This is a genomic window from Marinobacter sp. ATCH36 (genome assembly GCF_023555055.1).
GTDB lineage: Bacteria > Pseudomonadota > Gammaproteobacteria > Pseudomonadales > Oleiphilaceae > Marinobacter.
Genome location: NZ_JAMJPL010000005.1, coordinates 146,964 through 173,664, shown reverse-complemented (window position 1 = coordinate 173,664; position 26,701 = coordinate 146,964). Strand labels below are relative to the sequence as shown.

The following is a 26,701-nucleotide window of genomic DNA, read 5'->3' as shown; positions in this document are numbered from 1 at the left end:
AAAGAGTAGAAAGAATCATAAGGAACGCCCGCTATCTGATACTGCTATGCGATAAGCGCTATCTCTCAGCCTGTCAACGGGCATCAGCCAATAAAGCCTACGCCTGCCACCTCGCGGTCACCGTGCGCTATCCCACTCAGGCTTCTTATGTGTGTTACTGCACCGACCGGGGAGCACTTCTTACATAGTCTCGAAAGGGATTATCAAGGAGCAATAACCATCAATGTGTTCAGATTTTTGACCCGCACTGGGAATGGGCTTCGCCTTGACCGGGATACCGAGGTATTGCGCGCGGAGTTGTTCAGCATTGAGCAACTGAAGCGTCATGCGGTGACCCTGGGGGAGCAGCATCAAATCGATCCGCACCCGGGTGCGGACAGGTTACTTTCGCGTCTGGCGGACAATGCCCGTGTTCTGTTGGCGGCCTACGACGTCGTCACGGAAGCGGTAACGGCGGGGCAAAGGATCGTACCCACCGAGGCCTGGCTGCTCGACAACTTCTATCTGATCGAGCAGCAGATCAGCCTGGCACGGCGACATCTTCCGCGCGGGTACAGTCGGCAATTGCCGCGTCTGGCAGATGGCCAGGCGGCCGGTTTCCCCCGTATCTACGACTTGGCGCTGGAACTGATTTCCCACATGGACGGTCGCGTCGACCGCGACAACGTCACCGAATTCGTCGCCGCCTACCAGACCGTGGAGCCCCTGAAGCTGGGCGAGTTGTGGGCTTTCCCCATCATGCTGAAGCTGGCGCTGTTGGAAAATCTGCGCCGCGTCGGCGTGCGCATCGCCCAACGGCGCGAGGAGCGCGACGCTGCTATCCGGTGGGCGGACCGCATGCTCGCCGCGGCCGAAAGCGAACCGAAGCTGCTGATCCAGTTGCTGGCCGAGTTTGCCCATGCCGATATACCGCTGACAGCGTCGTTTGTGGAAGAGTTTTATGACCGGCTCCAGGCGCAGGGGCCTGCCATGGATTTCGTGCAAACCTGGGTCGAGCACAAACTGCGCGAACAGGGTACGACTGCAACGAAGTTGTCGGAGGCAGCCGGACGGACGGCCGCGGCCAACCAGATATCCATCGCCAACAGCATTGGCAGCCTGCGCTTCATCGGCGCCATGGACTGGAAGGATTACGTCGAGTCGCTCAGTGTCGTGGAAAAAACCTTGCGCGAAGACCCCTCCGGAGAGCACGCACGCCAGGATTTCGCTACCCGCGACCGCTACCGGCACGTCATCGAGGACGTCGCCCGGGGCAGCGGGTGTAACGAAATGGCGGTGGCACGGGAAGCCGTTGTTCTCGCGCAGGCGACTGCCGCGCAACGGGGCCGCCACGACCGCAGCGCGCATGTCGGCTACTATCTGGTCGACCGGGGACGCCCGCATCTGGAGCACGCAGTCGGCTGCCGCCCGTCATTGACGACCCGCCTGAAACGGGCGAGCTGGCCTGTCCGCCTGCCCCTATACCTGGGCCTTATTCTGTTGCTGACTTTGCTCACGACAGCTGGCGTACTTTACCCGCTTGACGGATTCGCGCCCTCTGACTGGCGCTACTGGTTTTTTGCAATCACTGCCATGATTAGCGCCTCGGCGCTGGCGATCGCGCTGGTGAACCTGGCGGTAACGCTGCTCTTGCCACCCCGGGCATTACCACGATTGGATTTCTCACAGGGTATTCCCGCCGATCACCGCAGCATGGTGGTGGTACCCACCCTGCTGGGTAGCCGACAGGAGGTCGATCAGCTGATCGAGGCCCTGGAAATACGCTATCTGGGCAATCGCGATCCCAATCTGTACTTTGCCCTGCTGACAGATTACCCCGATGCACCCGAGCAAACGCTGCCCGGCGACGCGGTCTTGCTCGCCTATGCGCGCGCAGCGGTCGAGACGCTTAACGAAACCTACGGCGACGATCGCCCCTGTATTTTCTACCTGTTTCACCGTCCGCGGCTTTGGAATCCGTTCGAGCGGGTGTGGATGGGCTACGAGCGCAAGCGCGGCAAGCTCGAGCAGTTCAACGCCCGGCTCCGGGGCGAGGGGCAGGGAGCTTTTTCGGACATCGTCGGCGATCAGTCCATCCTTGCGTCTATCCAGTACGTCATCACCCTGGACACCGATACGCAACTGCCTCGCGACGCGGCACACACCCTGGTCGGCAACCTGGCGCATCCACTTAACCGGCCGGTCTACGACCCCGCCAGGGGCCGTATCGTCGAAGGCTACGCCATCCTGCAACCGCGCGCCTCGATCAGCCTGACCAGTGCCGGCCGGTCACGCTTTGCCAGACTGTTCGCGGGTGACTCGGGCCTCGACCCCTATACGCGCGAGGTGTCGGATGTTTACCAGGATGTGTTCGGAGAAGGCTCGTTCATCGGTAAAGGCATCTACGATGTCGATGCGTTTCGTAAGGCCGTTGACGGACGCTTTCCGGAGAACCTCATACTCAGTCACGACCTGCTGGAAAGCGGCTACGCCCGTTCAGCCCTGGTGACCGATGTCGACCTCATCGAGGAGCAACCGGCCAGTATCGCTACCGAGTCCAGCCGGCGCCACCGCTGGATACGCGGCGATTGGCAGCTTGTCGGCTGGCTGCTGCCGCGAGTACCAGGGCCCCCCGGCGCAGATGACGCCAGCTCGAAGCGGCAGGCGAATCCGCTGTCGGCGCTGTCGCTATGGAAGGTTTTCGACAACCTGCGGCGCAGCCTGGTGGCGCCAGCAATGCTTGCCCTGCTCCTGGGGGGATGGCTTGTTGGCCCGAGCCCCGTGTGGGTATGGACCCTGCTGGTGATTGCGGTGGTGTTCCTGCCTCCCGTGCTATCCATCCTGATCGAACTGGTTCGCAAGCCTGAAGAATGTGACTGGCTGATGCACCTGAGCCTGACCGGAAAGTCCGCCGGCCGTCCAATCGCGCTTGCTCTACTGATCCTGGCCTTTTTGCCCTATGACACACGGATTGTCCTGGGAGCGATCTGGCGCTCGGGCGCACGCATGCCGTTCACGCGACGGGGCTTGTTGATGTGGCAACTGCCCGGCTACGCCCGCCGCAATGCATGCCGGTCGCTGGCTGATTTTATCCGGGAGATGTGGGTTTCGCCGGCTCTTTCGGTGGTGGTGGGCGTGGCTCTGGTTATGGCGGGGAGCACATTGGCGGCAGGGCTCGTCGCAGGCCCCATCCTGCTGCTGTGGCTGGTGTCGCCCGTCGTCGGCTGGTGGATCAGCCAGCCGCTGATCGCCCCCAGCCCGGGCCTGAGCGTCGAGCAACAGGTTTTCCTGCGCGCCGCGGCCCGCCGTACCTGGCGCTACTTCGCCGACTTCGTCGGCCCTGATGATAACTGGCTGCCGCCCGACAACTTCCAGGACTATCCTGCGCCGGCCATCGCCTCGCGAACCTCACCTACCAACATTGGCATGGCGCTGCTGGCCGACCTGGCTGCGGTGGATTTCGGTTATCTCACGGTAGGAGATTGCCTGCAACGCATCGACAATACCCTCACCACGATGGAAAGGCTGGAACGCTACCGCGGCCATTTTTACAACTGGTACAACACCCGAACGCTGCAACCGCTCCACCCGCGATACGTCTCTTCAGTGGACAGTGGCAACCTTGCCGGCAGCCTTCTCACCCTGCAGGCGGGGCTGGCTGAGCTGAAAAGCCAGCCGGTGCTGGCGTTCAGCGCGTTGCAAGGCCTGCAGGACACCCTGCAGGTATTGGCCGACCAGTTGCCTGCCTCACCGGCCCCCGAACTGGCGGAACACATCCGTGTGCTGCAAGGCAACCTGGGGGACCTCATGCAGGAAGGTCAGCCGCTAACGCTGGCTGCCGCCGTCAGCGCGCTGGACCAGATTCTGCGAACCAACAAGGCCTTGTTTACATGGCTGCCGGTGGATGTCGACATTGATGGCGAGCTGGTTTATTGGGCGCGGGCATTCGACCAGCAGTTCCGTACGCTTCGTGATGAACTCGGAAGCCTGATGCCCGATTCGTGGCAGGGCGATGGGCTCCCGACCCGGATGAAGCTGGCCGCCTCAAACGACCGCACCGATGGAGCAGGCGCGCAGGCACAGCTCGACCTCATCGATGATCTGATGAATCGTTGCGGCGTGCTGGCAGAGATGGATTTCGAATTTCTCTACGATGCCAGTCGTGGCCTCCTGACCATCGGCTACGATGTCAGTGAACGCCGACGCGATCCTGCCTGCTACGACCTTCTGGCTTCGGAGGCGCGCCTGGCCAGTTTTCTGCTTATCGCGCAGGGACAGGTGCCGCAGAAGCACTGGTTCAGGCTCGGCCGCCTGCTGACCAGCCATGGTGGAGACGTCAGCCTGATTTCATGGAGTGGCTCGATGTTCGAATACCTGATGCCGCAGCTAATAATGCCCAGCTACCCGAGCACCCTGCTGGATCAGACCTGCAAGGCCGCCGTGTCGCGCCAGATCGAATACGGCCGTCAACGCGCGGTACCCTGGGGGATTTCCGAGTCCTGCTACAACGCCACCGATTACGATCAGGTCTACCAGTACCGGGCCTTCGGCGTACCTGGCCTCGGCCTCAAGCGCGGGTTGAGCGATGATATTGTGATTGCACCTTATGCCAGCGCGCTGGCGCTGACGGTGATGCCGCGGGAAGCCTGCCGCAATCTGCAGGCTCTGGCGGGTCAGGAGTTCCTCGGTGCCTACGGCTTCTACGAGGCTATCGACTACACCCCCTCGCGTGTGCCGCGGGGCAAACCGTACGCCATCGTGAAGACTTTCATGGCACACCACCAGGGGATGAGCCTGCTGGCCTTTGCCCATGTCTTGCTCAACCAGCCAATGCAGCGCCGCTTCATGTCCGACCCGCTCGCGCGGGCAACCGAACTGCTGCTGCAGGAGCGGGTACCGAAGCGGGGCGACACCCTGCATCCGCATGCGGCCGAGGCCATTGCCGCCGCTCGCCCGCCCAGTGCAGAAGCCGGCGCAACCATGCGTGTGTTTACCGACACCGAAACGCGACTCCCCGAAGTTCACCTGCTATCGAACGGCCGCTATCACGTCATGGCAACCCACGCCGGTGGCAGCACCAGCCGTTGGCGCGACCTGGCTGTCACCCGCTGGCGTGAGGACGCTACCTCCGATGGCTGGGGCACCTTCATATACCTGCGTGACCGCGACAACGGGAAGTACTGGTCGACGGCGCACCAGCCGACCCTGCGCCCGGCGGATCACTACGAAGCGATTTTTGTTCAGGGGCGGGCCGAGTACCGGCGGCGCGACCACGCGATCGAAGCGCACACCGAGCTCAGCGTGTCACCGGAAGACGACGTAGAGATCCGTCGCGTCAAGCTCACCAACCAGTCGTCCCGCACCCGCCACATTGAAGTCACAAGCTTCGCGGAAGTGGTGCTGGCGCCGCTGAACGCGGACCTGGCACATCGCTCGTTCAGCAATCTGTTCGTGCAGACTGAAATCCTGCCCGGGCAACGGGCAATTCTCTGCACCCGACGCCCCCGTACGCCAGGCGAGCAGGCGCCCTGGATGTTTCACCTGCTGGCCGCGCCGGGCTCGGTCGCCGACCAACCATCCTGTGAGACCGACCGGGCCCGCTTCATTGGGCGCGGCCGCACCGCAGCCAATCCGATGGTAATGGACAGCGAAGACCACCCGTCAACCTTGTCAAACACCCAGGGGGCAGTGCTTGACCCCTGTGTGGCAATCCGCAGCACGCTGACTCTGGCTCCCGATGAATCGGCGAGGGTGCAGATCATTTCCGGGGTCGCGGACACGCGGGAGGCCGCACTGACCCTGCTTGAGAAATACTGCGACCGCCATTTCGTCGAGCGCGCTTTCGAGATGGCCTGGTTCCAGAGTCAGGAGGTGCTGCGGCACCTTAATATCACCGAAGCCGATGCCCAGAAATTTGGTCGCCTGGCCAACTCTGTCATTTACGGCAATGCCCTGCGCCGTGCGGCGCCCGATATCGTCGCCCGCAACCAGCTGGGACAGCCCGGGTTGTGGCGTTTTGCGATTTCCGGTGACCTGCCCATCGTCCTGCTATTCATTGGCGATCTCAACCGCATTGATCTGGTCAAGCAGGTGGTGCAGGCGCACGCCTATTGGCGCATGAAGGGCCTGGCCGCCGATCTGGTGATCGTGAACGAGGGTTTCTCCGGCTATCGGGCGGAGTTGCAGGACCTGATCATGGGGCTTATCAATGCGGGGCCCGAAGCGCAGGTAATCGATAAACCGGGCGGGATCTTCGTGCGGCGTGCCGAAGAGCTTTCCGAGGACGAGCGCGTACTGCTGCAGACCGTTGCCCGCATCGTCTTCAGCGACACCGCCGAGACCCTGATCGAGCAGGTGGATCGCCGCATGTCGCCAGAAAGACCATCAGACCTGTTCAAGCCTTCGCAGCAGGCCGGCACCGAAACGGTTTATCCCCTGGAGCCGCGCGAGCGCATTTTCAGCAATGGCCTTGGCGGCTTCACACCCGACGGCCACGAATACGTCATCACTCTCGAGCCCGGCCAAACCACGCCGGCGCCCTGGGCTAACGTAATTGCCAGCCCACACATTGGCACTGTCGTCAGTGAGAGCGGCAGCGCCTATACCTGGGTGGAAAACGCACACGAATTCCGCCTGACTCCCTGGCACAATGACCCGATCTCCGACAGCAGCGGCGAGGCGCTCTACATCCGCGACGAGGAAACCGGCGCATTCTGGTCGCCGACCCCGCTGCCTGCCCGCGGCCGATCCGGCTACGTGTGCCGGCATGGATTCGGTTACAGCGTATTTGAGCACTTTGAGGCCGGCATCGCCTCGCAACAGTATACCTACGTCGCTATGGACGCACCGGTCAAGTTCCTGGTGGTCAAGCTGCATAACCAGTCTAACCGTGCGCGCAACCTTTCCCTTACCGGTTACTGGGAGCTGGTGCTCGGCGAGTGGCGGCACGCCAACCTGATGCACATTGTCACCGAGATTGATCTGCATACGGGCGCGCTGTTCGCCCGCAATGCCTACGGTCACGAATGTGCCAACCGGGTAGTGTTCGTTCAGACCAGCGAGCGCGAGCGGTCGATTAGCGGCAACCGCACCGAGTTCATCGGCCGCAACGGTGCGCTCGCAAATCCGGCGGCGATGCGCCGGAAGGGTTTGTCGGGCAGGACCGGGGCCGGTCTCGATCCGTGCGCCGCGATCCAGGCCCGGGTCGAACTGGAGGCAGGCCAGGAACATGAAATTGTCTTTGTCTTCGGGGCGGCTGGGAACGCCGACGAGGCCCGGCATCTCGTCCAGCAATATGGCGGTCAGGCGGGCGCGCGGCAGGCGCTGGAAGCGGTTTGGGAGCACTGGAACCACACCCTGGGTGCAGTCAATGTCGACACGCCGGATGTGGCACTGAACGTGTTGGCCAACGGCTGGCTGGTTTATCAGACCCTGTCGTGCAGGCTGTGGGGACGCAGCGGCTACTACCAGTCGGGTGGTGCCTACGGTTTCCGCGACCAGCTGCAGGACACCATGGCACTGATCCACGCAACACCATGGATCGCCCGTCAGCAGCTACTCCGGCACGCCGGTCGCCAGTTCCTCAAAGGCGACGTGCAGCACTGGTGGCACCCACCCAACGGACAGGGCGTACGAACTCATTTTGCTGATGACTATTTGTGGCTACCCTATGCCACCTGCCGCTATGTGCGGGCGACTGGCGATACCGGGGTGCTCGACGAGTCCATCCACTTCCTGGAAGGGCGAGAACTGTATGCAGAGGAGGAGGCCTACTACGACCAGCCGCAGCGTTCATCTGAAGCGGCCAGCCTGTACGAGCACTGCGTGCGTGCGCTCAAGTACGGCCTGAGCTTCGGCCCCCATCATCTGCCGCTGATGGGCTGTGGCGACTGGAACGACGGCATGAATCTCGTCGGCAAGGACGGCCGTGGCGAGAGCGTTTGGCTGGCCTGGTTCCTGGTAGAGAATCTTGAGTTGTTTGCCGACCTGGCCCGCGACCGGAATGATCAGATTTTTGCCGAGTTATGCAGCACCCAGGCGACACAACTGCGGAGCAATATCGAAGCCGAGGCCTGGGATGGCGCCTGGTATCGGCGCGCCTGGTTCGACAACGGCACTCCGTTGGGTTCGGCCGGTAACGAGGAATGCCAGATTGATTCTATCAGCCAGAGCTGGGCGGTTATCTCCAGGGGTGGCGACAGGCTTCGGGCCCGGCAGGCGATGATGGCGGTTGACCAGCGCCTGGTGCGGCGCGACAAACAGATCATCCAGCTGCTCGACCCGCCCTTCGACAAATCAGACCTGGAGCCCGGCTACATCAAGGGCTATATCCCCGGTGTGCGGGAGAATGGCGGCCAATACACCCATGCCGCGATCTGGACCACGATGGCATTTGCCATGCTGGGCGACACCGAGCGAGCGTGGGAACTGTTCGCGATGCTCAACCCTGTGAACCACGGCAGCACGCCTGAATCCATCGATCACTACAAGGTCGAGCCCTACGTGATGTGCGCGGACATCTATGGCGTGTCGCCACACACTGGCCGGGGAGGCTGGACCTGGTACACCGGGGCGGCAGGCTGGATGTACCGGCTGACTGTGGAAACCCTGCTGGGTCTACAGCTTGAAGTGGACCATCTGCGGATTGCGCCCTGCGTCCCGGCCGATTGGGATGGCTATAAGATCCACTACCGCTACAGAGACACCGTCTATCACATCACCGTCACATGCATGGGTGAATCATCGGGGCAGGTAAACCGCGTGACGGTGGACGGTACCGAGCAACCCGATATGCGCATTCCGCTGATCGACGACCGCCAAGAGCACTTTGTTGATGTGTACCTGGACATCAGCAGTGTGTGAGGAAACATCTTTGCAACCTGATAGCCTACGGCAAGCACCAGTAACCCCAGGGCAACGGATTCATAAACGCGATGCGAGTTCCAGCCACGCGGTTCTTCCGCGCGGCTGGCCACACCCCTCATCGTACAGAGTTGCCCCGGATAAGCCTCAGAATAGCGAGCAGGATAACTGCGCCGATCAGCGACACGACGAAACTCATGACGGTGATGCCCTCGTTGATGGAGCCGGCGCCAACCAGTGGCCCGATCAGCCATCCGCCAATCAGTGCGCCGATGATGCCAACCACGATGTTAAGGATAATACCCTGCTGGCCGTTGGTGCCCATGATCATGCTTGCAACCCAGCCTACCAGGCCGCCCATGACCAACCATATAATAATGCCCATAGTGGTTCCCTCTAGAAAACGATGGCGCACATGGCGCCTGTTGATGCCTGAAACAGCAGAGGCCTTCGCCTCTGCGTTTATTCGGGTTTACTGCTGTGTTTCAAATTCAGGCGCAGACTGCAGTTCTTCGCGGGTCTGGTCAATGCGCAGCTCCATCTCATCGGCATTGCCGGACTTCTGAACGTCGTCCCAGCCAATGGCGACTTCTTTTTCGCCCATGCCGAGGAATCCGCCTACGCTGATCACGATACCAACAACCTTGCCGTCCTGATCGATAATGAGGTCATTCACCGGGCCGACTTCTTCGTCGCCAGTAGTGCTCACTTCGGCACCAATCAAATTGCTCGCGTGTATGCCGTTCGCCGGTGCAGAACCCATATAGCCTTTATTCTGCATGCCAGACTGATCCTTCTTCATACCAGACTGACCAGTTTGCGAGGTACTGGTTGTGGATTTCATGTCGTTCTGGTTTTTCTGGACGCCAGTCTGATCCTGCTCGACTTGCGAGCCGGTGCTCTGCTGAGCAAGAGCGGCACTGGAGCCCAGCGCGATGGCCGGTGTCATTAATGCATAAAACGCGAATGAATGTAATTTTTTCATTGGATTCTCCTTGCACCTCATCAGGGCTTTTCCGCACCAGCGTCATTGCCGGAACCGATCTGAACTACGGCCTAACATCAATTTCAGGATGAGGTTCCAACGTACTTCGGGAGAGCCGCCCGGTCTGTTCGCTAAACCACCAAGGCGAGGGCGAGCGAGCCTAGCGCGAACTCGGCGGCAACGCAGACTCCTTCCGCAAGCTCGACTCCAGCTCTTTGGTAGCCGTAATATCGACCATGGTCATGACCACACCGTCGATAACGTTGTCAAGGCGACGATAAGGCATGATGCGGATGGAGAACCAGCGGCCTTCACTGGTTGCAATCTGTTTTTCAGAGACCACCAGGGTATTGAGTGTATTGCGGGCATCATCCTCCAGTTCCGGGTATTTCAGTATCGTGGTCAGCTCGCTGAGCGGCCGCCCCACATCGCTTTCCCGCAGGCTGATGATGCTGGCGGCCCGGGCCGTATAGCGGCGCACGTTAAGGCTCTGGTCCATAAACAGAATGGCTATTTCAATGCTGTTGAGCACGTTCTGCATGTCGCTCTGGGCCAGTGCCAGGTCATCGAGTTTGGTTTGCAGCTCGGTGTTGATGGTTTGCAGCTCTTCGTTCATTGACTGCATTTCTTCCTTGGACGACGTCAGTTCCTCATTGGCGGACTGAAGTTCCTCGTTGGTGGATTGCAGCTCTTCGTTGGAGGCCTGAAGTTCTTCGCTGGAAAGCCGGGCCTCTTCGCTTAACTGCTCTATGGCCTGCTGGTAACGGAGGATTTCATCGGACTGATCGGCCGCCGTGGCCGGAGCCTGCTTCGACCGTTTGCGCCGAGCGGCTGCAGGGTGGTCACGGAATACCACCATGGTCATGCCTTTAAGGGCTGACGGTTCGCTCAGTGCCTGCACCGTTACATCCACCTTTTGCACGCCGGCGCCGGTTTCCACCGCCAGGTTGTGCAACTCGACCGGGTCTCGCTGTATGGCAGCCTGTTTCAATGCCGTATAAAGCGGCGTACGCAGACCGTCCCGCGCCATGGCATGGATATTCCAGTTGGCTTTGCCGGCGGCTGGTTCCAGGTATTTACCGGTGCGTCCGCTGATGTAGACGATATCGGCATCCCGGTTAAGCACCACAGCCGCCGGTGAATAGCCTTGCAGTAGTAAGTGGTCGGCGGCAGTCTGCAGACTTTGGCTGCCTTTGGAGGGAAAGGTGGACGCCGACATGGGCTGCTCCCTGGATAGAGTGGAAAGGGGTGGAAACGATTTCAACAGAAAGCTGGAGCCACTGATGGAATCGTGGGGCAACCTTTGGTAAATCCGCAGTCTTTGCTTCAGCGGCTCAAACAGGTGGTTCAACCTGCCCACGGTTTCCGAGTTGCCCAACATCAGCAGGCCTTTGTCCCGCAGGCTGTAGTGAAACAGCGGCAGAAGCCGGCGCTGCAGCATGGGGTCAAAGTAGATCAGCAGGTTGCGGCAGGCCAGCAGGTCGAGTTTGGTAAAGGGCGGGTCCAGAATGACATCATGCTGGGCGAACAGAACCTTGTCGCGAATGGTCTGGTTGATCCGGTAATGGTTGTCGTCTTTTGTGAAGAACCGGGCAAGGCGCTGCCCGGATACCTGGCCTTCGATACTGGCGGGGTACTGACCCGCCCGGGCCACGGTGATGGCTTCCAGGCTCAGGTCCGAGGCAAAAATCTGGAAGCTGACATGCTTGCCGGGCTGCAAACGTTCCAATGCTTCCGTGAACACCATGGCCAGCGAATAGGCCTCTTCGCCGGTAGAACAGCCCACCACCCACGCCCTCAGGCCAGCGCCGGGTTCGAGTTGCCCGATCAGGGGCTCAAGCGCATGCTCGCACAGGTACTCCCAGGCTTCGGCATCGCGGAAAAAAGACGTCACCCCGATTAGCATCTCTTTGAACAACAGCTTTACTTCCTGGTCGTTGTTTTCCAGGTATCGCGCATAATCAGGCAGGGTTGCAATGCCATGAATCGCCATACGGCGTTCGATTCTGCGCAACAGGGTGCTGGGCTTGTACAGGGAAAAGTCGTGCCGGGTCTGGTGATGCAGTATGGCGGTAATGGCCTTGATCGGCTCCATCAATTTCGCCGATGGCCCAGCCTGGTCGGGCTCGGTCACACGTTTGGTGTAGGCGAGTATGAGGCCAGGCAACTCATTGGCCGGAGCAATTATGTCTGCGCAACCGGTGGCAATGGCACTTCGCGGCATGGCGTCGAACTCCGCAGAGCCAGGTTCCTGCACAACCGCCAGGCCACCTGTAGCCCGGATGGCCTGCAGGCCCAGTGTGCCATCAGAGCCCATGCCGGAAAGCACCACAGCAATCGCCCGCTCGTTGCGGGCACTGGCCAGGGATGAAAACAACACATTAATGGGCAGGCGCATGCCCCGGGGCTCCCGGGGTTGGTCAAGTTTCAGCCGACCCTTCTCCACCGTCAATTCCGCGTTGGAGGGTATGACATAGACACAGTTGGCCAGAATCTCCGCGTCTTGCACGGCTTCCTGCACGGGCATGGTGGTCACGCGCTGCAACAACTCCGGTAACAGGGCTTTTTGCGTGGGGTCCAGATGCTGTACAACGATAAACGCCATGCCAGTGTCTGTTGGCGTATGGCGCAGAAACTCTTCAAGTGCTGTCAGGCCGCCGGCGGAGGCTCCGATTCCGACAATGCGCATTAGGACCGGGCGGGATTCTTGTCCGGAGCCTGGCAATGAGAAACCACCACCATGACCTTATCTCCGGATGGGGTGACGCTGGCGCTGATTGAAACCTGTAAATCGGGGTGGCCAGCCAGTTGTGCCACACAGGTTGCAACCGTGCCCGGCACCTCCAGTGTCTCTATCAGGTTGGCCACATCTGCCCGCCCCGGTGATGCCAGGTATTGGGTCAGCGTCTGCTCGTCAGAATGTTCCGCGGCAAAACCCAACAGCGTGCCTGCGGCGGCGTTGCTTTCAATCACCCGGCCGTCGCGCGCTACAACCAGGTAAGCAACCGGAGCGAGTTGATAAAGCGACTGGTAACGGGCCAGTTCTTCGGTGAGTTCGGTTTCACTGGCCTGGAGCTGTTCAAGCAGAAGGTCGAGCTCCACCTGATGAGTCTGCAGTTCATGGAGAAGCTTCAGCGCATCGGCAGCAAAGTCAGGATCACCGGCCCGACGATATAAAAGCGCCAGCGCATCAACGCCCAGGGCCCCACCCCCCATTTTTGCAGCCGTGGCAGCGCCGTCCCGAATCAGCTCTTCGGCATTTACGCGGAGCTGGGCCCGGTTTTCCTCCCAAGAACTTTCACCACTGGTAGTCATCAGCCTTTCCTTTTGTTGGGGCTTATCGCCTTAAACAGCTTCCATACTACCGTGCGAAACACGCTTTAGACAGGGGCTGAAACGCAATAGCGACATTCAGCATCCTGTGTGCGATAGCGTACCGAAACCCTGGTCTCCAATTGTTAAATTGGGTGAAATAAGGAGAATCTGCGAGCCAATCCGGTTCGTCAGTGCCTGTACCCTCCTGGGGTGACGGGCAGCTCCGAATTAACAGGGAGCAATACCATGAAATACTTTTCTGCAACCTTTCTGAACCACCGAATACCTCTTCTTTGTACACTCGCCCTGACGTCGTTTCTGGTTGCCTGTGCCTCGGCACCGTTACCGCCAACCGATTCGTTAAACGCTGCCAGAGACGCAATCGCCAGAGCTGAACAGGCAGACGCCCGGCAATACGCGGGTGCCGAGTTGGAAGAAGCCCGTGCAAAGCTCGTTATGGCGGAGAAGGCGGTTGCCGAAGAAGCCATGACCGAGGCAGACCGGATGGCTCAGCAAGCCCGCGTGGCAGCGAAGCTTGCGGTTGCAAGAACAGAAGCCGCCAAGGCGGCGGAAATCAATCGTGAAATGGGGCGTGGCGCCGATGCCCTGGATGTGGAAATGGATCGCCAGGGAGAGCAGAAATGAACACTATATCGCTATTGAAAAAACCGTTTGGCGGCAAAACCGGCGCCACCATTGTGCTGTCTACATTTTTGCTGACCGCATGCGCCATGGCCCCAGAAACCCCGCCCGCCGCACTTGAGGTGCGTGAAAAACTGACAGAACTGCAACGCAACCCTGAAATGGCCCGTAACGCGCGTATCGAACTGCGTGACGCCGAAGCGGCAGTAGAGCTTGCAGAACAGCCCCTTGATAACGACGAAACCGCGTTGTCCGACCACCGTGTTTATATGGCAGACCGCATGGTGGAAATCGCCCGGGCAACGGGCACAACCCGGCAGATGGAAGTGGAGCGGGAACGCATGGGTGAGCAACGCGATGCCGCCAGGCTGGCAGCCCGCACCCGTGAGGCAGACGCAGCCCGCGCAGACGCAGACAGTGCCCGCAGCTCTGAGGTTGCGGCCGCAGCCATGTCCGCAAAAGAGGCCGAAGAAATGCAGAGGCAGATCGACGAGCTTGAGGCAGAAGCCACCGAACGGGGCCTGGTGCTCACTCTGGGTGACGTATTGTTTGCCACCGGCAGCGCCGAGCTGCAGGGCGGCTCCAACCGCAACCTGGAAAAGCTGGTGGACTTTCTCAACAAGTATCCGGAAAAAGGCGTTCTGATTGAAGGCCACACCGACAACATCGGCAGTGCGCAGTTCAACCAGAATCTGTCCCTGCAGAGAGCCGAATCGGTCCGTCGTTACCTGATCGACCATGGTGTGCAGAGCCGCCGGCTCAACGTGTCGGGCCTCGGCCTCGAACGACCTGTGGCCAGCAACGAGTCCGCCACGGGTCGCCAGCAGAACCGTCGTGTTGAAGTCATTATTGAGAACTAGGGAGCAGGCGGATGTTGAGTTCCTTCAGAGCGGTTGATTTCGCACCCCCTGCTATCCGGAACGGTGATCGAAAAGGTGCAAAGCTTAGAGCCGCCCGTGAGAGTACCTATTGTGTTAATGAGGCAGCGCAGGCGTACGCAATGCTGGATTTTGTTGGCGATGGTGTGCTGGCAACGGATACCTGCGCGAACATTATCTACATGAACACGGCGGCTGAGACCCTTACCGGTTTCAGCCGCCAGGAGGCGCTCGGGCAGCCGTTGGAGGCGATATTTCAGGTCATTGACGTAACCTCCCGGGTGACCCGGGCCAATCTCGCACGTCATGTCATGGATACCGGTACGCCCGTGGCATTGCACAACAGTGCTTTGCTGAAAACACGCGACGGCCGTGAGCTGGCGATCGAGGATGCTGCCACACCACTGCTCAACGCAAACGGCGAAGTAAACGGCGCCCTGGTCAAGTTTCACGATTCCCGCTATTCCGCTGAAAATACGGCCAGAATGGCGTACATGGCGCAACATGATTCCCTCACTGGCCTGCTCAACCGCTATGCCTTTGCCGAGCGCTTCGAGCAGGCGTCAGCGCTGGCCCGGCGGCATGAAAAGAAAATGGTGATGCTGTTCATCGATCTGAACAACTTCAAGGAAGTAAACGACACCCTGGGGCACAGCGTTGGCGACTCCATTTTGCAGGCACTGGGTCAGAAACTGCTGGGCTGCGTGCGCTCCACGGATCATGTATGCCGCCACGGTGGTGACGAATTTGTGGTGCTGTTAAGCGACCTCACTGAACATGAGCAGGCGTTTGCGGTGGTCGACAAGGTGCGCGAGTCAGCCAGCGAGCTGTTGCGGCAGGAAGGCCATTGGGCGTCGCTCACGCTCAGTGTCGGTGTCAGCCTGTTTCCGAACGACGGCGAAACCCTTGAGGCGTTGTTACCTCATGCGGATGCCGCCATGTACCGGGTCAAGACCGGGAAATACCAGAAGAGCTCCATTTAGAGCTTGACATATCTGATTCCAGGCGGCGGGTCTCCCGTTTGACCACGCCGTAGCACTCGCAGCTAAGCGATTCCAGTGTCGCACGGTCAAGCACGGTGATATGCCCACGGTGATACTCAATAACACCCAGTTTCTGAAGCTTGCCCGCGGCTTCGGTTACGCCCTCGCGGCGTACGCCGAGCATATTGGCAATCAGATCCTGGGTCATATTGAGTTGGTTGCCTTCCAGACGGTCCAGTGACAACAGCAACCAGCGGCATAATTGCTGGTCGATGGAGTGATGACGATTGCAGACGGCGGTTTGAGACATCTGGGTGATCAGGGCCTGGGTAAAGCGCAAGGTGATGATGCGTATCTCGCAATAATTATTGAACTCTTGTTTCAGATGAGCGGCAGGCAGTCGATAGGCATGGCCGGGGCTTTGCACAACCAACCGGTTTGGCGTGCTTTCGCCACCCATGACAACCGCGACGCCAGCCATGCCCTCCTTGCCCACTACGGAAATTTCGGCGGAAGCGCCATTCACCATCACGTAAAGCAAAGAAATAATACAGTCGACGGGAAAGTAAACGTATTCAATGGGTTGGTGAGACTCGTAAATCACGTCCCCGAGGGACAATTCGATCAGTTTCAGTTTCGGGAATATACGCGCGCGGGCGTCTTCAGACAGCGCTGCAAGCAGCCTGTTCTGCAGTGGGTCAAGTGCATCAAGCATTTTAGGCTCTTTTTCGGCATTGGGATTAGTGAGAACACTACCTGTCTGGTGACTGCCTGAACTGCCCGACGTTTTCACTGGATTTAACAAATATTAGTTTAACATGAAAGCAATTGCACACTGGTATTTACTGATTGGATCGGCACGGGTTTTCCTGTGACCTTACGCAACATTTTTCGCCAATAAGTCACTTATGACCACTGCCACCTGGTTTATCCTGCTTGGCTCACTGCTGCTGGTAGTGGGCTTTACCGCTTCCTATATCAAAACCGTTCCCGCCACATCGGCCATTGTTTATCTGCTTTTCGGGTTCGTGGTCGGGCCGATGGGGTTCAACCTGTTTCATTTCAATCCGCTGGAAGAGTCAGCATTGCTGGAATTGCTGACAGAAATCGCGGTGCTGATTTCGCTCTACTGCACCGGTGTGAAGATGCCCGCTCCGGTCACCTTCAAGCGTTGGCGCACGCCGCTGAGGCTAGCCGTTGTTTCAATGACGCTGACCGTAACCCTGGTAGCGCTCTTTGGTTATTACTGGCTCGCCTTGCCTCTTGGCGCCGCCGTTTTACTGGGTGCGGTAGTGGCCCCCACGGACCCCGTGTTGGCCACAGAGGTTCAGATTCGGCATGCGGATGATCCGGACCAACTGCGGTTCGGGCTGACCTGCGAGGCCGGCATCAACGACGGTAGCGCTTTTCCTTTTGTGATGCTGGGTCTTGGCTTGCTGGGCCTGCACGACCTCGGCGATGCCGGCTGGCGCTGGATTATGCTGGATGTGGTCTGGGCCAGCGGCGCGGGCATTGGCATTGGTATTTTGACCGGCATTGGTGTTGGCTGGCTGGTTCAGAAAATGCGCACAACCTATGCCGGCACTGAGTTTATGGAAAGTTTTCTTGGCCTTGGGTTGATTGCCTTTGCCTATGGCATCAGCCTGCTGGTGGAGGCCTGGGGGTTTCTGGCGGTATTCAGCGCAGCCGTCGCCTTGAGGCACACTGAACTGAAGCTGACCGGCCTCAAACAAAGCTATTCAAGCGCCACATCTGGCGAAGCACAACCCGGTGATAAACCACAACCCATCGCGCACATTCACCAGAGCTCACTGGTGTTCAACGAGCATCTCGAAAAACTGGCTGAGATCGTGCTGGTCCTGTTGATCGGCGGATCGCTTTTCTGGGACTCCTGGAGTTTGCGAGCTGTGGGCTTTGCCGCATTTCTGTTCTTCGTCGCTCGTCCTGTCAGTGTTCATCTGGGCTTGCTGGCGAGCAAGGAGCCAATGCGCTTGCGGAACATGGCCGGTTGGTTCGGTGTTAGAGGTATTGGCTCGCTCTATTATCTGATGTATGCCATCCAACATGGTCTGCCAGAGAGCATAGCTCTGGAGTTAATTCACCTGACACTGGTGGTGGTAGCTTTGTCGATACTGGTTCATGGCATTAGCGTGAAGCCTGCCATTGCCCACTTCTGGCCTTCGCGAAAGCAGGAATAGTGCGCCCGGCCTTCCACTGTATTGGACACCGGGCACCGGTAGTTCCTATACTCGAATTTCACTTAGCTGGATGACTTATTTATGCGCGTTTTCGCCAACCCGGTCGGTTCCGGCTCACTCTGGTTTGATAATCTTGCCACCGCTGACGGAACCCCTGTTGCTTATGACCCCCAGGCAAGGGCTTTCCTGCCCATGCCCCCATTCTGTGCCAACCGGAATGTGATTGGCTGTAACTGGATTGCTCCCGAACAAGGTGCCTTCTGTCGCTCCTGTGCCATGACTGCGCTGGCGCCGGATCCGTCCATTCCCAATGCCATGCCCAACTGGGCGCAAACCGAAGCCGCCAAACGCTGGATGCTTGATAACCTGGGGCGCTGGCACTGGTTTCGGCCCGAAGATCCGGGCGCCAGGCCAGTTTTTCACATGCTTGCCGAGGGACCTACCCCTGTTCCCATGGGCCATGCCCAGGGCGTGGTCACAATCAGCGTGGCCGAGGCAGACCCGGTGCTACGCACAGCCCGCCGCGAGGCGCTTGACGAACCATACAGGACGATGATCGGCCATATGCGCCATGAGGTCGCCCATATGCTCTGGTGGCGTCTGAGCCTGCGGGAGGACTTTCTGGATGCCTTCCGGGAAATGTTTGGGGATGAGCGAATGAGCTATCCCGGTGCGTTACAGCACCACTACGAGAACGGGCCGCCGCAGGACTGGAAACAGTATTACCTGACCAGCTATGCCTCCGCCCATCCTCATGAGGACTGGGCGGAAACGGCTGCTCATCTGCTCCACCTGACAGACCTGACCGACAGCTTTTTTGCCTCAGGCCTGACGTCATCCGAAGTACCGGGCCCCGGTTGGGACCCCTACTCAGAGCCTGATGCCCAGCGCCTTATTCACATTGCGGCTTCAATTGCCGTGGGCGTGAACCATGTCAACCGATCCATGGGGTTGTCGGACCTTTATCCGTTCGTGCTGTCCAGCTTTGCCCGCCATAAGCTTGCCTTCGTGCACGACTGGCTGCGCAGGGGTGCTCAGGGGCTTTAACGCGAGGTGCGTTACGCCGGCGTGGTTGATCCCTCTGCCTGAATATCTTTGCTGGCCGCCAGGGTGCGGACCCTTTCAAAATCTTCCTCGGTGAACACCCCGTTCACCCCGGAGATGGCGGCCAGTTTCATACCGTGTTTCAGGCCCAGCTTGTAGATTTCCCGCACTTTCTCCCACTCAATGTTGCGGCCCAGGGTAAAGTTTTCGAACCGTGCTTCCAGGGCCAGAACAATGGTTTCTGCCAGGCAGGCATAGGCAATGCCTTTTGGCAGGCCAATGTCCTTCATACGCACTTCACCCGGCAATTGAATCTCACCCGATTCGATCACCAGTACATCCGGGCGTTTGGCGACATCTTCGGCGGAAATATCCAATGGCCGCGCCACGTCGGTGATCACGCAGCCGGGTTTCACTTTCATGATGTCCAGGATACGTTTACCGGCGCCGGATGTGGCCGTAACGATCATGTCCATGTCTGCCAGATCCCGCTCGGCAGAGCCGGCGACATGAACGATAGCGCCCGGGGTTTCCTGTTCAATGCTCTCTTTAAGGGCCAGCAGCTTTGCCGGCTCCGGTGCGGCCAGATAGATTTCATCCACGGCTTTGGCCAGCAGACGCGCACACACAGACCCAATGGCACCGGTGGCACCGACCACCATGGCCTTGCCCGCCGCTTTACCACTTGGGCCGATGGTTACCCGCCCTATCCTCTTCATGGCATCGTGGGCCGCCCAGAGCGCGCCGGAGGCACTGTAGCTGTTACCGGTGGTGATCGGCAGGGGCGCGCGCTTGGCCACCGTAATGCCTGCATCACCCACTACCTTGGTAAATGCACCGAGACCCATAACCTGGGCCCCCAGTTTTTTCGCAAGTTTCGCTGCCTGCAGTAATCGCGCATAGGTGAACTCAGGGTCATGGGCCATGATTTCTTTTGGGGTACCACCCACCGTAATCAGCCAGCCCTCGACTTCGTCACCGGCAGGCGATCTGATGCCTGACACTTTCGAGTAAATGAACGGCGGCGTGTAGGCCACGGCTTTTTCAACCAGGTTCATCACCATTGGTGGCGACACGCTGGCAATCCAGTCCAGGGGCGGTGTTTTGGTCAGGTACTGCTGTGACAGCGGATGAATCACGAAGGCAAAGCGGTTCACCCGGCGATAGCCATTCGGGTACAGAATGCGGGGTTCGATGCCAAGGCTCTGAATGACATCCAGAAAGTCATCCGGCCCCAGTTGATCCGGTGTGCGGGCAAGTGCGGCGCTGATCATTGCCTCCATCACGTTGACACCCACTGGCCTGCCTTCCAGCCAGGGGCTGTAGTCCACCACCATGGCGACGCGCCGGGACCGCATCCAGTCGAGGGCGGAATCGGATACGCGGGAGGTAATGATGGTCTTGCCATCCAGCTCTTTCTGGCTGAAATGCTCCAGGTCTCCGATGGCGCCGACAATCACGTGAGCTTCGGAAACAGCCTGGTGCAGAGACCCTTTGACCAGACCTTCACCAAGGCGATACAACGGCGTCCTCAAGAGGGTTTCGACGGCCTTCACCGCTGTGGGCCGGAACATGATGGGTGCGGTCAGTGACGTGTAGGTCTCCAGCTGCTTGATTGATGTCAGCAGCCTGGGAACACCAAAATCCATGTACGGATCCGCAAAAAACAGGTTGTCGGTGTGTTCAGACAGCGCCCTGGCAATGCGATAGCCAGCCTGGCCGTTCATGAACAGCACCCGGGCGTTGTCGAAGAAATGCCCCAATTCCGACTGGGTATGGCGAACCGCCCATTCCTGAAGGATAGCCCTCAGCCCGGCGCCGGTGGTGACCGGTTTGTCCGGAACGCAGGCCTCCAATCGGGCGGTATCCGGGTGTTCGAGCTGCTCCCGGCCCACTTCGTAATGGTCGTGAACCATGCTCAGGCCGATGGCGTCTGCCTGGGAATGCACGGATTCCAGCGTCGCTTCTGCCTTGGACAAGTCACCGTCTGTGCCAATACGGATGATGCGGAAAGGCTGGCCCAGAAACTCGGTTTCCAGATCGTAATCGTATTCGGCGGATCCCTGGCTCACACTGACAACGGTTTTCATAAACAGGTCTTCCCTTTTTCCTTTTGTTATCCTTTACAGCCTAAATCAAGGGAATGGTTTCTGCCTTAGCGCAGATCAAATTCCAGAGCGTCATTCACCGTCTACAATGAGATAACAGCCCAAAACGCACACGCAGACTGTCACGGATTTTTCAGGAGCTCACTATGACCATTCAGGAAGAACTGAACGCCACCATCCGGGAGCTGGTCCAAGCCGGCAAGGGTATTCTCGCGGCCGATGAAAGCCACCCCACCATCGCCAAACGCTTCAAGGCCGTGGGTGTTGAGTCCAGCGAAGAGAACCGCCGCGAATACCGTAGCCTGATGTTGAACACACAAGAACTGGGAGACTATATCAGCGGCGTTATTCTGTTTGAGGAAACCCTGGGCCAGAAGTCCGACGATGGCAAGCCGCTCCCCTCCGTTTCCGCGAGCAACGGCGTTATTCCCGGCATCAAGGTGGATAAGGGCAAGGGGCCGATGGTGAATGCGCCGGGCGATGAGATTACCGAGGGCCTTGACGGCCTGGCCCAGCGCCTTGAGCAATACAAGACGCTGGGCGCCCGGTTTGCCAAGTGGCGGAACGTCTACCACATCACTGACAACAACCCCGGTATCGCGGCGATTGAGGCCAACGCCGAGGTTCTGGCCCGTTATGCTGCCATCTGCCAGTCCTGCGGAATCGTGCCTATCGTGGAGCCGGAAGTGCTCATTGACGGCAGCCATACCATTGAGCGCAGTGCCGACGTCAATGAGGCGGTCATCAGTGAGGTGTTCCGGGCCCTGCGGCGCCATCGCGTTGAACTGGAAACCATGATCCTCAAGCCAAGCATGGTTACGCCCGGTAACGCCAATGGCAAGAAAGCCAGCCCCGAAGAAGTGGCCGAGCATACCCTGCGGGTGTTCCGTCGGGTGGTTCCGGCAGCGGTTCCCGGCATCAACTTCCTCTCCGGCGGCCAGACACCTGAAGAGGCAACCCTGAACCTCAATGCCATAAACAGTGGCGCATCGCAGCCATGGGTACTGAGTTTCTCCTATGGTCGCGCCCTTCAGGAACCCGCTCAAAAAGCCTGGGCAGGCATTTCCTCGAACAAATCCGCTGCCCAGGCCGCTCTTCTGAAACGGGCGAAGCTCAACAGCCTGGCCACTCTGGGGCGCTACTCAACAGATATGGAAGGCTGACCGACGGTCAGCCTTTTGCATCAACAGCCCTCAGTGCAGCTTGCACTGCCGTTAAAGCTCATGGTTTTCCCGCTGAGGGGAACATGCACCGGTACCGAAGACAGGCTCACAAACTGTTCGGTGCGGGTGTCCTTGCGCACTGCACCCTTCTCCGTGGCCGATTCATTCGCATGGGACGCAATGACGGCTGCCGGACGAATCAGGTCATTAATCACGTAAGCCGCTTCCTTCGGCCCGGTGGTAAAGGTGTCACCAATATTCATGACCACCAGTTGGGCGCCATAGTGCTCGTTGACCACCAGTTTCTGTTCGGCGGTGATGCCGGTGTCGCCGGACAGATACACCACCAGCCCGTTGGAAAATGTCAGTACGTAACCGGTAGGCGCCCCGACACTGGCGCCTACGCCCGCGGCTTTCAGATACTCCGCCAGCGGGCCGGTGAGAAACGACGGGGATACCCCATTGCTGTGCACAGCCGGCACTGTGGTGATGGCCACGCCCCCGACTTTCCGCTCGCCACCAAAGCGCACGAGCAGAGAATTTGCAGGGTCGCCACCGCTTTCCTTCAACTTGGCAGCAAAGAACGCCGGCATTTCGCTACCGGTGACGATCTTCGCATTCTTCTTCACTGCGATATCCACGGTATTGGATTGCGGTAACGTGGACACGCCCGTGTCGGGAGAGCCGCAGCTGCCCTGATTGGTCTCACTGATTCGCTGATCACCCACATGATCACCGTGCATGTGCGACACCAGAATCACATCAATCTTGCCCAACCTCGGGTCATCCGGGCCGGCGACGGTTCTTCCGGCATCGTACAGAATCCGGGTGCCGTTCGGATCTTCGAACACCAGCGCCCGGTCGCGACTGCAGAATTCACCATCGTGGCTGCCAAGAGGTGTGACCTTTACGACATGCTCGTCGGCCTGAACAGGCATGGCCACTGCCAGTGAAAAGCATACGGTTGCTCCGGCGATAGCCAGGGCGGTGCGGAAATGTCCCTGTAACATGGTAATCGTCCTCTCCACTTGTCTTGTTGTTGGTACCCACAGTGATACGAACGTTAGTGCCGTTGATACCAGTGTAGTCAGTGGAAGGAATTTACGTCGGGGAGCGAACGTCAGGCGGCGCGGGAGTCGGTAACAGGCACCCGCTGTTCAAGGCAGGCCATCATCGGTGCCACCTGGCGGATCTTGCGTGCCTCGGGCCATAGAGCTTCAGCCTCTGCAAAACCCTGGCGCAGGAAATTGAGCCATTGTTTGATGCGGCCGGTCACATAGCGGTCTTCCAGCCAGCCCTGCAACACGGTGGCGTATTCACGAACCAGCACAACGGCTTCAGGCCAGGTCATATCCGCGACTGTCTCGCTTCGCTGGCTTGCCTTGATCTGGCGGGCCAGGTCTGGCCGGGCAATCAGGCCCCGGCCGATCATCACATCCTCGCAGCCGGATATTTCACGGCATCGCCAGTAATCAGCGACGGTCCAGATTTCACCGTTGGCAATGATGTGGGTTTTCACCGCTTCCCGCGCCCGGGCAATTTCTTCCCAGTAAGCGGGAGGTTTGTAGCCATCGACTTTGCTTCGGGCGTGTATGACGATTTCTTCAGCACCCGCGGCCTCCAGGGCCTGGGCACAGGCAACGCCCATGGAGCGGTCGTCGTACCCCAGGCGCATTTTTGCAGTCACCGACACGTTCGCAGGCACCGCCTGGCGCACTGCGGCGACAATCCCGTGCATCAGCTCAGGCTCACGCATCAGTACACAGCCACCCTTGTGCTTGTTGACGGTTTTGGCCGGGCAACCAAAATTGATGTCAACCTGGGTCGCTCCCAGTTCGGCCGCCTTTACACCATGACGAGCCATCTGCTGTGGGTCTGAGCCGAGTAGCTGAACAGCGACCGGCGTACCCACTTCCGTTCTTGAATGGTTGTGCAATTCCGGGGCGTATTTGTAGAACACTCTTGGCGGTAGCATACCGTGAGTCACGCGAATGAATTCCGTCACGCACCGGTCAATACCACCGACTTTGGTCAGAGTTTCACGGATAGGTGCGTCGACCAGCCCTTCCATCGGGGCGAGGATGATTCGCATGAATGCTCCAGTAGAGAAGAAGTCTGGACAGATTGCGGCTGATCAAAAATCAGGCGGGGAGGATTGTAAGGAATTTGGCGGGAAGTTGGTAGCTGGGTACCCCGTTACCGGGGTACCCATTCACTTTCAGGTCTTATTTGACGTCGAAACGATCGGCGTTCATGACCTTGGTCCAGGCTGCAACGAAGTCTTTAACAAACTTCTCTTCGTTGTCGTCCTGCGCATACACCTCGGCGTAAGCCCGCAGGATCGAGTTGGAACCGAACACCAGGTCAACACGGGTCGCGGTGAACTTGGTGTTGCCACTCTTGCGATCCACGATGTTGTAGGAGTTCTTGCCAGTAGGCTCCCAACCATTTGCCATGTCGGTCAGATTCACGAAGAAGTCGTTGGTCAGCTGGCCAACGCGATCTGTGAATACACCATGCTTTGTCCCACCATGGTTGGTGCCCAGAACCCGCATACCACCGAGCAGAACGGTCATTTCCGGCGCGGTCAGACCCATCAGTTGGGCGCGATCCAGAAGCATCTCTTCCGGCTTGACCACATAATCCTTCTTCTGCCAGTTACGGAATCCGTCGGCCAACGGCTCCATCGGATCAAAGGACTCGGCATCCGTCATCTCGTCGGTGGCATCACCACGACCTTTCAGGAATGGCACATGCACTTCGTGGCCAGCAGCCTTCGCCGCCATCTCGACGCCCAGGTTACCACCTAGCACGATCACGTCTGCGACGCTGGCGCCGGTATCGGCAGAGATCTTCTCGTAAACCTTAAGCACCTTGCCCAGACGGTCTGGCTCGTTGCCTTCCCAGTCTTTCTGGGGAGCCAGGCGAATGCGGGCACCGTTGGCACCACCGCGCATGTCAGAATCACGGTATGTGCGGGCGCTATCCCAGGCGGTAGACACCAGCTCGTTGATGGTCAGGTTGGCTGCGGCGATTTTCTCTTTGACCACTTCTTCGATGTAGTTGGTCTCGCCCTGCGGCACGGGATCCTGCCAGATCAGATCTTCAGCCGGTACATCTGGGCCGATGTAACGGGACTTCGGACCCATATCCCGGTGAGTCAGCTTGAACCAGGCGCGGGCGAAGCAATCTTTGAAGTACTCCGGATCAGCCATGAACTTCTCGCAGATGGCGCGGTACTTCGGGTCGACCTTCATCGCCATGTCCGCATCGGTCATCATCGGATTACGACGAACAGACGGGTCGGTGGAATCCACCGGTTTGTCTTCTTCCCTGATATCAATAGGCTCCCACTGGTTCGCACCAGCCGGGCTCTTTTTCAGCTCCCACTCGTAGCCGAACAGCAGGTCAAAGTAACCCATGTCGAACTGGGTCGGGTTGGTGGTCCAGGCACCCTCAAGTCCTGACGTAATCGCGTTAGTCGCCTTACCCTTCAGGTTCGGGTTGTGCCAGCCAAGACCCTGCTCGTGAAGATCAGCACCTTCCGGCTCCGGACCAAGCGCATCCGCATCGCCGTTACCATGGGTTTTGCCAACGGTATGGCCACCTGCGGTCAGTGCAGCGGTCTCTTCGTCATTCATCGCCATTCGGGCGAAGGTGACACGAACCTGCTCGGCAGTCTTCTGCGGATCCGGCACGCCGTTCACACCTTCAGGGTTCACGTAGATCAGGCCCATCTGAACCGCGGCGAGCGGGTTTTCCATGGTGTCCGGCTTTTCGACGTCTTCATAACGGCTATCAGAGGGCGCCAACCATTCTTTTTCAGCACCCCAGTAAATGTCGGTTTCCGGATGCCAGATGTCCTCACGGCCATATGAAAAACCAAAGGTCTTGAAGCCAAAGGATTCGTAGGCAACGTTGCCAGCCAGAATGAACAGATCGGCCCAGCTCACTTTGTTGCCGTATTTTTTCTTGAGCGGCCACAGCAGGCGCCGGGCTTTATCCAGGTTGCCGTTATCAGGCCAGGAACTGATCGGTGCAAATCGCTGATTGCCAGTACCAGCGCCGCCACGACCGTCGGCCAGACGATAAGTACCTGCAGCGTGCCAGGCCAGACGGATCATCAGGCCGCCGTAATGGCCCCAGTCTGCTGGCCACCATTCCTGACTGTTGGTCATCAGCTCGTGCATGTCTTTTTCAAGCGCTTCGTGGTCAAGCTTCTTGACCTCTTCCCGATAGTCGAAATCTTCACCCATCGGATTGGTCTTGCTGTCATGCTGATGCAGGATGTCCAGATTCAGGGATTCCGGCCACCAGGCAACAACATCAGCTTTCTCCTGCGTGTTGGACCCGTGCATTACCGGGCACTTTCCGCCTGAGCTATTGTTGTCTGTCATGTCTCTCTCCTCATTGGGTTTGGCAAAACCGCTCTATTTCGAATTAGGCACCACTAACTATAGGATAGAAAAAACGCTCTGCTCTGAGTAATTCCAATACCCGGGATAGCGAGTGCCTATAAAGAACACATTCACTGTAGCGCGAGG

The 26,701-nt window shown here is 58.9% G+C and carries 16 protein-coding genes; 7 read left to right on the top strand and 9 right to left on the bottom strand.

Going from position 1 to position 26,701, the window contains the following annotated elements; all coding sequences use genetic code 11:
- Positions 1-285: 285 nt before the first annotated feature.
- A complete protein-coding gene (locus M8010_RS15515; RefSeq protein WP_250093457.1) occupies positions 286-8,841 on the top strand; it encodes a GH36-type glycosyl hydrolase domain-containing protein in 8,556 nt (2,851 codons plus the stop codon).
- 118 nt (positions 8,842-8,959) lie between these two features.
- Here the strand turns inward: M8010_RS15515 and M8010_RS15510 are convergent, their stop codons facing one another.
- The 4 genes from M8010_RS15510 to M8010_RS15495 all read right to left on the bottom strand — a co-directional run bounded on the left by M8010_RS15510 (position 8,960) and on the right by M8010_RS15495 (position 13,141).
- On the bottom strand, positions 8,960-9,226 hold the full coding sequence (locus M8010_RS15510) for a GlsB/YeaQ/YmgE family stress response membrane protein (protein WP_250093455.1): 267 nt from the start codon (positions 9,224-9,226) through the stop codon (positions 8,960-8,962).
- A gap of 87 nt (positions 9,227-9,313) precedes the next feature.
- Positions 9,314-9,826, bottom strand: coding sequence for a PRC-barrel domain-containing protein (locus tag M8010_RS15505; protein ID WP_250093454.1), 513 nt, complete (start codon positions 9,824-9,826; stop codon positions 9,314-9,316).
- 160 nt (positions 9,827-9,986) lie between these two features.
- Complete coding sequence (locus M8010_RS15500; protein ID WP_250093452.1) at positions 9,987-12,515, bottom strand: chemotaxis protein CheB; 2,529 nt, start codon at positions 12,513-12,515, stop codon at positions 9,987-9,989.
- Positions 12,515-13,141: a PAS domain-containing protein gene (locus M8010_RS15495; protein WP_250093451.1), complete on the bottom strand. Its 627-nt coding sequence runs from the start codon at positions 13,139-13,141 to the stop codon at positions 12,515-12,517. Before M8010_RS15495 ends, M8010_RS15500 begins: the two co-directional genes overlap by 1 nt.
- A gap of 246 nt (positions 13,142-13,387) precedes the next feature.
- Between M8010_RS15495 and M8010_RS15490 the strand changes: the two genes are divergently transcribed.
- The 3 genes from M8010_RS15490 (at position 13,388) to M8010_RS15480 (ending at position 15,644) form a co-directional block, all read left to right on the top strand.
- Positions 13,388-13,786, top strand: a complete 399-nt coding sequence (locus tag M8010_RS15490; RefSeq protein ID WP_250093449.1) for a DUF4398 domain-containing protein — start codon at positions 13,388-13,390, stop codon at positions 13,784-13,786.
- On the top strand, positions 13,783-14,643 hold the full coding sequence (locus tag M8010_RS15485; protein WP_250093447.1) for an OmpA family protein: 861 nt from the start codon (positions 13,783-13,785) through the stop codon (positions 14,641-14,643). Before M8010_RS15490 ends, M8010_RS15485 begins: the two co-directional genes overlap by 4 nt.
- 140 nt (positions 14,644-14,783) lie before the next feature.
- On the top strand, positions 14,784-15,644 hold the full coding sequence (locus M8010_RS15480) for a diguanylate cyclase domain-containing protein (protein WP_250093445.1): 861 nt from the start codon (positions 14,784-14,786) through the stop codon (positions 15,642-15,644).
- Here the strand turns inward: M8010_RS15480 and M8010_RS15475 are convergent.
- Complete coding sequence (locus tag M8010_RS15475; RefSeq protein ID WP_250093444.1) at positions 15,610-16,359, bottom strand: Crp/Fnr family transcriptional regulator; 750 nt, start codon at positions 16,357-16,359, stop codon at positions 15,610-15,612. The two genes, M8010_RS15480 and M8010_RS15475, sit on opposite strands and share 35 nt — an antisense overlap.
- Before the next feature lie 193 nt (positions 16,360-16,552).
- Here M8010_RS15475 and M8010_RS15470 point away from each other — a divergent pair, with 193 nt between their 5' ends.
- Complete coding sequence (locus tag M8010_RS15470; RefSeq protein WP_250093442.1) at positions 16,553-17,842, top strand: cation:proton antiporter; 1,290 nt, start codon at positions 16,553-16,555, stop codon at positions 17,840-17,842.
- Positions 17,843-17,923: 81 nt separating this feature from the next.
- Positions 17,924-18,889 carry a zinc-binding metallopeptidase family protein gene (locus M8010_RS15465; protein WP_250093441.1) on the top strand — a complete coding sequence of 322 codons (966 nt, stop codon included), beginning with the start codon at positions 17,924-17,926 and terminating at the stop codon, positions 18,887-18,889.
- Between the two features lie 11 nt (positions 18,890-18,900).
- Here the strand turns inward: M8010_RS15465 and M8010_RS15460 are convergent, their stop codons facing one another.
- Positions 18,901-20,976 (bottom strand): DUF8754 domain-containing protein, encoded by a 2,076-nt coding sequence (locus M8010_RS15460; RefSeq protein WP_250093440.1) that lies wholly within the window; start codon positions 20,974-20,976, stop codon positions 18,901-18,903.
- Positions 20,977-21,140: 164 nt separating this feature from the next.
- Here M8010_RS15460 and M8010_RS15455 point away from each other — a divergent pair, with 164 nt between their 5' ends.
- Positions 21,141-22,157 (top strand): class I fructose-bisphosphate aldolase, encoded by a 1,017-nt coding sequence (locus tag M8010_RS15455; RefSeq protein ID WP_250093439.1) that lies wholly within the window; start codon positions 21,141-21,143, stop codon positions 22,155-22,157.
- A gap of 20 nt (positions 22,158-22,177) precedes the next feature.
- On the opposite strand, the gene M8010_RS15450 is transcribed toward M8010_RS15455, so the two are convergent.
- From M8010_RS15450 to katG, 3 genes are all read right to left on the bottom strand, one after another.
- A complete protein-coding gene (locus tag M8010_RS15450) occupies positions 22,178-23,167 on the bottom strand; it encodes an MBL fold metallo-hydrolase (protein WP_502846226.1) in 990 nt (329 codons plus the stop codon).
- A 110-nt stretch (positions 23,168-23,277) separates the two neighbouring features.
- Positions 23,278-24,249: a tRNA dihydrouridine synthase gene (locus M8010_RS15445; RefSeq protein ID WP_250093437.1), complete on the bottom strand. Its 972-nt coding sequence runs from the start codon at positions 24,247-24,249 to the stop codon at positions 23,278-23,280.
- Positions 24,250-24,382: 133 nt separating this feature from the next.
- Positions 24,383-26,554 (bottom strand): catalase/peroxidase HPI, encoded by a 2,172-nt coding sequence (katG, locus tag M8010_RS15440; RefSeq protein WP_250093436.1) that lies wholly within the window; start codon positions 26,552-26,554, stop codon positions 24,383-24,385.
- Positions 26,555-26,701 lie beyond the last annotated feature (147 nt).